Source organism: Nonomuraea sp. NPDC049784, from assembly GCF_040659615.1.
Taxonomy (GTDB): domain Bacteria; phylum Actinomycetota; class Actinomycetes; order Streptosporangiales; family Streptosporangiaceae; genus Nonomuraea.
The window spans coordinates 1-1,086 of record NZ_JBFAMX010001306.1; the positions used below are offsets into that span (position 1 = coordinate 1).

At 72.9% G+C, this 1,086-nt stretch carries 2 protein-coding genes; both read right to left on the reverse strand.

All coding sequences use genetic code 11. The features are described 5' to 3' along the window. Window positions 1-43: 43 nt before the first annotated feature. Window positions 44-235, reverse strand: a complete 192-nt coding sequence (locus tag AB0J09_RS65615; protein ID WP_360714711.1) for an SDR family NAD(P)-dependent oxidoreductase — start codon at window positions 233-235, stop codon at window positions 44-46. 158 nt (window positions 236-393) lie between these two features. Next, entirely contained in the window at window positions 394-981 is a 588-nt protein-coding gene (locus AB0J09_RS65620; protein WP_360714713.1) for a class I SAM-dependent methyltransferase, read from the reverse strand. Window positions 982-1,086: the final 105 nt, after the last annotated feature.

Here is a 1,086-nt window from a genome sequence, read left to right on the forward strand (position 1 = left end):
CAAGGCGGGCTTGTTGCGGCCCTTGTAGGGCACGCGCACGTGGTCACCGGCGCCGACGTACCTCCGCGCCGGGCACGGTCTCGGTGAGCCGTCGGCACGCCTGCTCGACCTGTGACTCGGTACGGCCGTGCACGATGACAGCGGCGCCGGCCGCCGCCAGCCGCGTCGCCATGGCGGCGCCCATGCCGGAGGCGGACCCTATGACCAGCGCGGTGCGCCCTGTGAGGTCGATCATGGCCGGCGCAGTACGGTCAGCGCCTCGTGGTCGGTCGCCGGCTTCGCGATCTCCTCCAGCGAGGTCAGTTCGGCTCAGATGTACTCGGCGAGCCGCTCCACCGCCGCGCGCAGCAGCGCCTGGCGCGTGCGGAAGTAGTACGAGGTCGAGCCCTCGGACTAGCGCCGCCGGACCGCGGTGAGCACCCCGTCGCCCAACTCGATCAGGCGCACGGCGAAGTCCCCGTCTGCCGCCGGCAGCTTGCGGAACTCCTCCACCTGCCCACGGTGACTGACGGCGTTGTCCACCGCGATGACGCCCCTGGACGCGAGCACCCGCCGCAGGTGGGGCCAGTAGCCCACGTACGCGGGCCGCTCGGCGTCGAGCACCACCAGGTCGGCCGACGCGTCCGCGGCGGCCGCCAGCACCTCGCCGCCGTCGCCGTGCACCACGCTCACGTGCTCGGCTACCCCCGCCGCGGCGATGTTGGCGCGTGCCTGCTCGACCCGCTCGCCGTCGACCTCCACCGTGACCAGGTGACCTCCGGTGTCCCGCACGGCGTCGGCGAACCAGATCGCCGAGTAGCCGTTGGACGTACCGATCTCCAACACGTTCCGGCTGCCCTGCACCCGGATGAGCAGCGCGATCAGCCCCGCGGCGGCGGGCGTCATGTTGCGCAGCCTGAGGAGGCGGTCGGCCAGCGGGGCGTCGTGCTCGCGGCCCCGCGGGTAGAGGTCCTGCAGGTGGCTCTCCAAGGACGTGTCCACGGTCGTCCCTCCTTGAGTCCTTCGATCACGGGGCCGAGGCTCCGCACGCTACCGCAACGCGGGCGTCAGGAGCGATGGCGCCCCGGCACGTGCGGGCGGGGTGCT